Origin of the sequence: Sphingobium indicum BiD32, assembly GCF_000382885.1 — a bacterium.
In the GTDB taxonomy this organism is placed as follows: Bacteria; Pseudomonadota; Alphaproteobacteria; order Sphingomonadales; family Sphingomonadaceae; genus Sphingobium; species Sphingobium japonicum_C.
In genome coordinates this window covers 1-8,729 of the sequence record NZ_CAVK010000181.1, presented here as the reverse complement: position 1 = coordinate 8,729, position 8,729 = coordinate 1, and the positions used below count along the sequence as shown (strand labels likewise).

9 protein-coding genes and 1 pseudogene are annotated in these 8,729 nt (G+C 66.0%); 4 read left to right on the top strand and 6 right to left on the bottom strand.

Features of this window, described 5'->3' with window-relative positions:
• From EBBID32_RS17535 to EBBID32_RS17515, 5 genes and pseudogenes are all read right to left on the bottom strand, one after another.
• Positions 1-752: pseudogene (locus tag EBBID32_RS17535) on the bottom strand (metalloendopeptidase); the annotation flags it as partial.
• Between the two features lie 22 nt (positions 753-774).
• Positions 775-1,197 carry a 23S rRNA (pseudouridine(1915)-N(3))-methyltransferase RlmH gene (locus EBBID32_RS17530; protein WP_006962282.1) on the bottom strand — a complete coding sequence of 141 codons (423 nt, stop codon included), beginning with the start codon at positions 1,195-1,197 and terminating at the stop codon, positions 775-777.
• Positions 1,198-1,239: 42 nt separating this feature from the next.
• A complete protein-coding gene (gene rsfS / locus EBBID32_RS17525) occupies positions 1,240-1,629 on the bottom strand; it encodes a ribosome silencing factor (RefSeq protein ID WP_006962280.1) in 390 nt (129 codons plus the stop codon).
• A gap of 12 nt (positions 1,630-1,641) precedes the next feature.
• Entirely contained in the window at positions 1,642-2,274 is a 633-nt protein-coding gene (locus tag EBBID32_RS17520; protein WP_269213203.1) for a nicotinate-nucleotide adenylyltransferase, read from the bottom strand.
• Between the two features lie 48 nt (positions 2,275-2,322).
• Positions 2,323-3,288, bottom strand: coding sequence for a PQQ-dependent catabolism-associated beta-propeller protein (locus EBBID32_RS17515; RefSeq protein WP_006962277.1), 966 nt, complete (start codon positions 3,286-3,288; stop codon positions 2,323-2,325).
• Positions 3,289-3,428: 140 nt separating this feature from the next.
• On the opposite strand from EBBID32_RS17515, the gene pedF reads away from it, so the two are divergent.
• From pedF to EBBID32_RS17495, 4 genes are all read left to right on the top strand, one after another.
• Positions 3,429-3,854 carry a cytochrome c-550 PedF gene (pedF, locus tag EBBID32_RS17510; protein WP_006962273.1) on the top strand — a complete coding sequence of 142 codons (426 nt, stop codon included), beginning with the start codon at positions 3,429-3,431 and terminating at the stop codon, positions 3,852-3,854.
• Between the two features lie 4 nt (positions 3,855-3,858).
• Positions 3,859-4,713, top strand: a complete 855-nt coding sequence (locus EBBID32_RS17505) for a substrate-binding periplasmic protein (RefSeq protein WP_006962271.1) — start codon at positions 3,859-3,861, stop codon at positions 4,711-4,713.
• A gap of 114 nt (positions 4,714-4,827) precedes the next feature.
• A complete protein-coding gene (locus EBBID32_RS17500; RefSeq protein WP_006962269.1) occupies positions 4,828-6,573 on the top strand; it encodes a methanol/ethanol family PQQ-dependent dehydrogenase in 1,746 nt (581 codons plus the stop codon).
• A 13-nt stretch (positions 6,574-6,586) separates the two neighbouring features.
• Positions 6,587-7,369 (top strand): response regulator, encoded by a 783-nt coding sequence (locus tag EBBID32_RS17495; RefSeq protein ID WP_006962267.1) that lies wholly within the window; start codon positions 6,587-6,589, stop codon positions 7,367-7,369.
• An 18-nt stretch (positions 7,370-7,387) separates the two neighbouring features.
• Here EBBID32_RS17495 and EBBID32_RS17490 read toward each other — a convergent pair.
• The coding region (locus EBBID32_RS17490; protein ID WP_037491564.1) for an ATP-binding response regulator at positions 7,388-8,729 on the bottom strand (1,342 nt) is incomplete at its 5' end.

The window sequence follows — 8,729 nt, the reverse complement described above, 5'->3', positions numbered from 1 at the left end:
CGCAGGTCGCCCGCTTCCTCCAGCCGGTCCATCAGGTCGACAATGTCGCGCGCCCGCTCGCCCAGCGCCAGCGCACGTTCGCTCTCCAGCCCCGCATTGGCGCGATAGTCGCGCGCCGCGATCCGCTTCTGTGTTTCCAGCGCGGCGAGTTGCGCCTGCCGATCCTTGCGCTGCTGCTGGCTGCGGGCCAGCGCGTCGGCGGCCTGTTGCGCCGTCGCGCGCAACGCCCGGCTGCGCTCGAGTTCGGCGCGCAGCCCCGCCGTCCGCTGGCGGATCACGGGCAGCACCTGCCCCAGCACCGCGCGCATATGCACCGCATCGGTTACTGAACCGGGCTGCACCAGCGCCAGTGCCAGCGGACGGCGCGCCATCATCTGGAGCGCGGCGGTCAAGCGTACCACCGGTTCCTGTTTGGCCGCCAGCCGCGCCGCCTGCGCCCGCTGCATCCGCGCGACGATGGCGATGCGCGCCTGCGATGCGGCTATGTCGGCTTCGGCCTGCTGGATGCGCGCGGCGATGGCGGCGGCGCGACGGCGCGCCTGTTCGGCCTCGTCCCGCGCGGCTCCGGCCTGCTGGTCTAGCCGCGCGGAACGATCCCGCGCCTCTTCCGACTGGCGACGCGCCGCCTTCAGCGCGGCCTGTTCCTGTTGCAACGTGGTCCCGGCCGTCCCCGGCAGGATGATCGCCCCATCATCGGCGGCGGGCAGTCGCGATGCGGCCAAGGCTCCAAGGCCCGCCAGCATCGCGATCATGATCCTGCCCCGTTTCACCGTCCTATCCTTCGCGATGATAGGGGTGGTTGGCAAGGATGGAGCAGGCCCGCCACAATTGTTCGGCCAGCATCGCGCGGGCCATCATGTGCGGCCAGGTCATGTTGCCAAAGGCGATCAGCAGGTCCGCATTCGCCCGGTCGGCGTCATCGAAGCCATCCGCGGCGCCGATCAGGAAGCGGCATTCGCGCGTTCCCGCGTCGCGCCAGCCCTCGATCCGCCGGGCAAAGTCCATGGAGGACAGCTGCTTGCCCTTTTCGTCCAGCATCACCGTAACGGTGCCGGGGGCGACCGGCGGCAGCTTGCCGCCGCGATCGGGCATTTCGGTGATCCTGTGCGGCATGGTCAGCCGCTTGACATAGCGGTCGACCAGATCGGCTTCGGGCGACCGCCCGATCTTCCCGCGCGCGATGATATGGAGGAGCATGGCCCCTCCTACCCTGTCACCGCGCGCCAGTGGAAGCGCGTTTTACGCCGTCCCCGCCACCGGTGCGTCGACAAAGCCCCACATCCGTTCCAGATTGTAGAAGCTGCGCACTTCGGGCCGGAACAGGTGGACGATCACATCGCCTGCGTCGATCAGCACCCAGTCGGCGACCGGCAGCCCTTCGATGCGGCACGAACGGCCCGTGCCTTTCTTGACCCGCTCGGCCAGATGCTGGGCGATCGCTGCGACCTGGCGTGATGAACGGCCGCTCGCAATCACCATATAATCGGCGATGCTGCTCTTGCCTTCGAGGGGGATGGAGATGGTTTCCTGGGCCTGGTCGTCGTCGAGCGACTGCATGACGAGGGCGTGCAGGGCAGCCACGCTATCGGCCGCTGCGGCCGTATCGTTGGCAATAAGGGGTCTGGTCAAAAAAGCTCCATTCTAGACGATCAGCCGACGCGTGAGCGGGTCCCGCACACGTGCTTGTTCATATTCGCGATGCCAGAGGGGGTTCGCCTGCCGAAACAGGGTCGCCGATCTTGGATCAGGGCGAAAGCGCAATAGCACGAGCGCCGGCGGTCTCCAATTCGTCCAGCCTGCTTTCTGGCAAGCGGGCAGGACGAAGCGCCGCAGCCAGCTCATGGCCACAGAGCTACGAGCGGCATCATCATAGCCCGGACGGGCGATCACGGCAATGGGCATTTGCCGGGCGATGCCGCGCCAGTCTTTCCACTGGCTGAACTGCGCCAGATTATCGGCCCCCATCAACCAGATGAAGCGATTGCGCGGGTAACGACGGGTCAGCGCGCGCAGCGTATCGGCGGTGTAGCGGGTGCCCAGCTGCGCCTCGATCGCGGTGGCGCGAATCGGCGCGCGGCGCGCGACCGTGCGGGCATGGGCCAGCCTGGCGGGCAGGGGGGCCATCCCCGCACGGGGCTTGAGCGGATTGCCCGGCGACACCAGCCACCACACTTCGTCCAGCCCCAGCGCCCTGGCCGCAAATAGCGAAATCGCGCGATGCCCGCCATGGGCCGGGTTGAAGGAGCCACCGAGCAGGCCAATGCGTGTCATCATTCCGCCATGCCATCTGGCGCACGCTGCCGCAATCGCGCAGCCTGACCTTCAGGGCGCGGCGACGATGCCCCAGGGCGCAGCCCCGACCGCGATGGTCGCCACCACCTGCGCCTTGGCCAGGTCGATCACCGATACCGAATCGGATAGCCCGTTGGCCGTATAGGCCTGCGTCCCGTCGGCGCTGACCGCGACATGCCACACCCGCCTGCCCACCGGCACATAGGCACGGACGGTGCGGGTCGCGACATCGACCAGCGCGACATGATCGGCCCGGCCCAGCGCGACGATGGCGGTCCTGCCATCGGGGGTGAAGCGGATGCCGCACGGCAGGATGCGGTGCGCCGCAACGCCCGGAATTTCAAAGCGCAGCGTCTCGCGCACCTGCCGCGTTTTCGTGTCGATGATCTGGACCGTGCCGCCAATTTCCGCCGCCACCCATAGTTGCGCCCCGTCGGCGGTAAATTCGACATGGCGCGGGCGCTGGTCGGTCGGGGTTTCGGCGACCATCCTGCGCGCAGCAATGTCGATCCAGTTGACGACTCCATCCTCTTCGGAGGTCACCGCCACCCACAGGCCGTCCGGGCTTTGCGCCACCCCCTCCGGCTCGCCGCCGACATCGACCTGAAAGGCGACGGTGCGGCTGGCCAGATCGATTGCGGTCAGCGCGGCATCATCTTCATTGGCGACAAACAGGGTCGCCCCATCGCGGGAGAGGAAAAATTGCTCCGGGTCCTGCCCCGACGGCAATTCGGCGACCAGCCTGCCGGTGGCGCGGTCGATCACCTGCACCGCATGGTCGGCGCTGGCACACAGATAGATGAAGCGGCCATCCTTCGACAAAGTGATCCCACGCGGGCGGCCGCCCACGGCCCATGTCGCGGTGACCCGCCCCGACGCGGTATCGACCACCGACACGCTGTCGCCGCGCTCGTTGGAGACATAGAGTGCCTCCCCCTGCGCTGCGACGGGCAGGACCATCCCGGCAGCCAAGGCGGCCATAATGATGCGCTTCATGGGCATGATCCTCTCGCCTCTTTGCCCGCATCCTATCGGCTGCCGGGCATGGGCGGGATTGTACCAATGGCCAATGGGCCGCGCGATCGCCTTGCCCGATATTCAGCGCCAACAAGAATCCGCGTGAGAGGATGAGGCATATGAAACTGGGACGGATCACGCTGTTGGGTGCCATCGCCACGCTGGGCATGACCGGGGCGAGCGCGCTGCTGGCGCATGGCGACGTCACGCCGCAGGCGGTCGATACGACCGCGCTGCCGGAGATTGGCGACGCCTGGCTGGAGAAGAACCCCTATAGCGGCAATGCCAAGGCGATCGAGATCGGCCAGTCGGCCTATGGCCAGAATTGCGCACGCTGCCACGGGCTGGACGCCGAATCCGGCGGCATCGCGCCGGACCTGCGCTATCTGGAGGCAGGCGAGTCGGGCGACCAATGGTTTGCCGAACGCTTCCGCCACGGCTCCAGCCATGACGGCAAAGTCTATATGCCGCCCTTTGGCGACGTGCTGGGGCAGAAGGCGGGCTGGGCCATCCGCGCCTGGCTTGAAACCAAGCATGAGGGATAGGGCGATGCTCAGCCGCCGCGCCCTGATCGGCGGGGCAGGCGCAGCGCTTGCACTGGCGGCGGGCCGGGGCGGCGCAGCCCCGCTGGCGAAGGTCAAGGCGCTCGGCACTTTGCGGGTGGTGGTCTATCAGGACAACCGGCCATGGTCATGGGAGGAGGGCGGCAAGATCGTCGGCCTGGACGCGGATCTGGCGCAGGCGATCGCCGCCAAGCTGGGCGTGCGTGCCGACGTGGCGCAACTGGTCGCCGACGAAAGCGTCGATGATGACCTGCGCAACGGCGTGTGGAAGGGCGGGCTGCTGGGCTTCATGCCCGGCGACCTGATGCTGCATGTCCCCTTCGACCGCAGCTTCGCCGCGCGCAATGATCAGGTCGCGATCGTCGCGCCCTATTATCGCGAAAGTTTCGCGCTGGCCGGTGTCGGTGGCGCGATGGCGCTGGAAGGAATGCCGACCGAATGGCGCGGCCGCAGGCTGGCGGCTGAACTGGACTCGATTCCCGACTTCTATCTGATCGGCTCGTTCGGCGGCATATTGGCCAGGGATGTCGTCCATTATCCGACCGGATCGGCTGCGGTGGCGGCGGTGACCGCCGGGCAGGCGGACGCGGTATTGGCGAGCCGGGCGCAGATCGAACATGGGCTGCACCGCGCGGGCGCTGGCCGCGTCACCCTGCGCCGGGGACCGCTGCCAGCCTTCACCTCGCCCGGCTGGGACATCGGCATGGCGGTCAGGGAAAACAGCCGCACGCTGGGCGATGCGGTCGAGGAAATCGTCACCGCCATGGCCGCGAGCGGCGAGATGAAAGCGCTGTTCGCGCGCTATGGCGTCAGCTGGACTGCGGCCAACGCCGCGGGTTGAGGGGTCGACCCTCAATATCCCGACCCAAGGTCCAATTGTCGCGGATCAGGACCGGCATAGTCTGCATATAAACCGGGGGCGTCCAATGCGCCCGTACACACAGGGAGGATGGTTATGAAGGGACCGATCATGCGGGCGCTGTCGGGCGTCGCTGCGATCACGCTGGCGATGGGGGCCGCGCCGCTGGTGGCACAGAGCGGGCCGACCGATGCGGATCTGATGAATGATGCGAAATCGACGGGCGACGTGCTGACCTATGGCATGGGACCGCAGGCGCACCGCTTCAGCAGCCTGAACGCCATCAACAGCAGTAACGTGTCGAAGATGGTGCCCGCCTTCGCCGCCTCGCTGGGTGGGGAAAAGCAGCGCGGCCAGGAAGCGCAGCCGATCGTCTATGACGGCACCATCTATGTGACCGGCAGCTATTCGCGCCTGTTCGCCTTCGACGCGCGCACCGGCGAGGAAAAATGGCAATATGACGCCCGCCTGCCCGACGGCATCATGCCCTGCTGCGATGTGGTCAACCGGGGCGCGGCGATCTACGGCGACAAGATTATCTTCGCCACGCTCGACGCCCGGCTGGTGGCGCTCAATCGCAACACGGGCAAGGTGATCTGGAACAAGCAGATTGCCGATTACAAGGAAGGCTATAGCGCCACTGCCGCGCCGCTGATCGTCAACGGCATGGTCATCACCGGCAATTCGGGCGGTGAATTCGGCGTCGTCGGCGCGGTTGATGCGCGCGACGTCAATACCGGCGAACTGATCTGGCACCGCCCGGTGATCGAAGGCCATATGGGCACGCTGAAGGGCAAGGATAATGGCATCACCGGCAAGCTCAACGCGACCTGGCAGGGCGATCTGTGGAAGAGCGGCGGCGGCGCGACCTGGCTGGGCGGCACCTATGATCCCGACACCAACCTGCTCTTCTTCGGCACCGGCAACCCGGCCCCGTGGAACAGCCATCTGCGCCCCGGCGACAATCTCTACACCGCCTCCACTTTGGCGATCGACCCGGCCACCGGCGTCATCAAATGGCATTTCCAGACCACGCCGCATGACGGCTGGGATTTCGACGGGGTCAATGAATTCATCCCCTTCGACGCCACCATCAACGGCAAGCCCATGAAGCTGGGGGCCAAGGCCGACCGCAACGGCTATTTCTTCGTCCTCGACCGCACCAACGGCAAGTTTATCGGCGCGCATAAATTCGTGATGCAGACGACCTGGGCCAATGGCTTCAACAAGAATGGCAAGCCCAATGTCATTCCCGAAGGCCGCCCGCCAGCGCCGGGCGATGCCAAGGGCAAGCCTGTATTCGCCTCGCCATCCTTCCTGGGCGGCAAGAACTGGATGCCGATGGCCTATAGCCACGACACCGGCCTCTTCTACATTCCGTCCAACGACTGGGGCATGGACATCTGGAACGAACCGATCGCCTACAAGAAGGGCGCGGCCTATCTGGGCGCGGGCTTCACCATCAAGTCGATCGCCGACGATCATATCGGTGCCTTGCGGGCGATGGACCCCAAGACCGGCAAGATCATGTGGGAATATAAGAATAATGCGCCGCTGTGGGGCGGAGTGCTGACCACCGGCGGCAATCTGGTGTTCACCGGCACGCCCGAAGGTTTCCTCAAGGCGTTTGACGCAAAAACCGGGCAGGAATTGTGGAAATTCCAGACCGGGTCCGGCGTGGTCGGTTCGCCCGTCACATGGGAACAGGATGGCGAACAATATGTCGCCGTCATGTCCGGCTGGGGCGGCGCTGTGCCTTTGTGGGGCGGCGAAGTCGCCAAATCGTTCAAGGACATTAATCAGGGCGGCGCGCTCTGGGTGTTCAAGCTACCGAAGTCATAAAGGAGAGTAGGTCATGATCGTCATGGGACGCGGCAGCTATGCGATGCACGCTCCGGCACCGCCGCCAGCTATATTGCGGCTTGCCACGTCCCATGACTTGGCCGATCATTTGGGCCGGGGGCAGGATATGGGCCAATATATGGGCGGCGAAGCCATCATGGAGCGGGTGCTGATCGTCGATGATCATCCGCTGGTGCGCGACGGGTTGCGCAGCGTGATCGCGATCAGCTTCGACAATATCGAGATTTTCGAGGCGGCCAGCCTCGAAGAGGCGATCGCCACACTGGAAAAGCAGGATAATTTCGATCTCATCCTGCTCGACCTCCACATTCCCGACGTGCGGCGACTCGATGGCCTCAAGCTGCTGCGCGATCGCTTTCCGATCCTGCCGGTGGTGATGGTATCGGGCGCGTTCGACCGCGCGATCGTGCAGGAGGCGCTGGCGGCGGGCGCGGCGGGGTTCATCCCCAAATCCTTGAAGCGCAGTGCGATCGTCGATGCCCTGCACCGGGTAGTGTCGGGCGAAATCTACCTGCCCGAAACCATGGGCGAAGGCGCGGTGCCATCCGCTGATGAGGATGATATCACCCGCCGGATCGACAGCCTGACCCCGCAGCAGAAAACCGTGCTCGGCCATCTGGTCAACGGCCGCCTCAACAAACAGATCGCCCATGACCTCAATGTGTCGATGACCACGATCAAGGCGCATGTGTCCGCCATCCTGCAAAAATTGGGCGTGCTCAGCCGCACCCAGGCAGTGATCAAGGCAAACCGGGTACATTTCCGCGTCGACTGACCCGGCGCGACAGGCGGTCTATTTCAGCATCGTCCGCAACAGCGCGCGCAACTGCGCGGGCTTGACCGGCTTGCCCAGCAGCGGGATGCCGCAGGCGTCCAGCCTGACCTTCAGATCCTTGCCGCGATCGGCCGAAATCATGACCGCCGGCACCGGCCCGCCAAAATAGGCACGCAGCCGGTCGATCACCTGGTCGCCTGTCTCGCCATCATGCAGATGATAGTCGATCAGGATGATGTCGGGCCTCGTATCGCCTGCGAACAGGGCGATCGCATCGGCAAAGCCGCCCGCCGCCTGCACGGTGCAGCCCCAGCCCCCCAATAAGGTACACATACCCGTCTGGATCGCCCGTTCATTGTCGATCACCAGCACGTTCAGGCCACGCATGGTGCGATCACGCCCGACTATGTCCGGCTCGCCGTCGGGATCAGCCACGGGCTGACCCGCAGGCAGGCAAATCGCAAAGGTTGATCCCCGACCGGGCGCTGAATCGAGCGTGATCGGGTGGCCCAGCATGTCGCTCGCCCGCTTGACGATCGCCAGCCCCAGCCCCTTGCCGCTGGTGCGGCTGTCGAGACGGCGAAACTCCTCGAACACCAAAGCCTGCTTGTCCAGCGCAATGCCGGGACCGCTATCGACCACGCTGATGCGCACGCCATCGGGTCCGGTTGTGCAATCCACCCGCACCGATCCCTGCTGGGTATAGCGCAGCGCGTTGGACAGGAAATTCTGGAGGATGCGCCGCAGCAGCCTGATGTCGGACCGGACCCAGGCCGGTTCGCTGGTGATCGCCAGTTCCAGCCCGCCCGCGCGCGCCATCGGCGCAAATTCGACGCGCAGTGTGTCGAGCAGCCGGTCGAGCCGGAAATCGCCAATCTCCGGCTGGATCGCGCCCGCGTCCAGACGGCTGATCTCCAGCAGCGCCTCCAGCAGATCCTCGACCGAATCGAGCGCGGTCGATGTCTGGTTGACCAGTGCGCGGGTCGGCAGCGCCAGCCGCCGGTCGCCCAGCGCCGCGACGAACAGCCGCGCGGCGTTGAGCGGCTGGAGCAGGTCGTGGCTGGCGGCGGCCAGAAAGCTGGTCTTGGACAGGTTCGCCTTTTCCGCCGCCGTCTTGGCGTCGCGCAATTGCGCCTCGATCGCCCGGCGTTCGGCGACTTCGGCCTCCAGTTCGGCGGTGCGCTCGGCCACCCGGCGCTCCAGCGTCTCGGCGGTTTCCTGCAATCCCGCCTGCGCGCGCACCATGGCGGTGACGTCGGTAAAGCCGATCACCTGTCCGCCCCGCTCCAGCGCCGTGCTGCGCAACTCGAAACTGCGTGTCCCCGCATGGACCAGCGCGTGCAGCGGCTCGCCGCCCGGC

Coding starts and splice junctions, on each gene's coding strand:
- EBBID32_RS17520 (WP_269213203.1), bottom strand. CDS start 2,274: ATGATGACACGCATTGGCCTGCTCGGTGGCTCCTTCAACCCGGCCCAT.
- EBBID32_RS17495 (WP_006962267.1), top strand. CDS start 6,587: ATGATCGTCATGGGACGCGGCAGCTATGCGATGCACGCTCCGGCACCG.
- EBBID32_RS17500 (WP_006962269.1), top strand. CDS start 4,828: ATGAAGGGACCGATCATGCGGGCGCTGTCGGGCGTCGCTGCGATCACG.
- EBBID32_RS17505 (WP_006962271.1), top strand. CDS start 3,859: ATGCTCAGCCGCCGCGCCCTGATCGGCGGGGCAGGCGCAGCGCTTGCA.
- pedF (WP_006962273.1), top strand. CDS start 3,429: ATGAAACTGGGACGGATCACGCTGTTGGGTGCCATCGCCACGCTGGGC.
- EBBID32_RS17515 (WP_006962277.1), bottom strand. CDS start 3,288: ATGAAGCGCATCATTATGGCCGCCTTGGCTGCCGGGATGGTCCTGCCC.
- EBBID32_RS17530 (WP_006962282.1), bottom strand. CDS start 1,197: ATGCTCCTCCATATCATCGCGCGCGGGAAGATCGGGCGGTCGCCCGAA.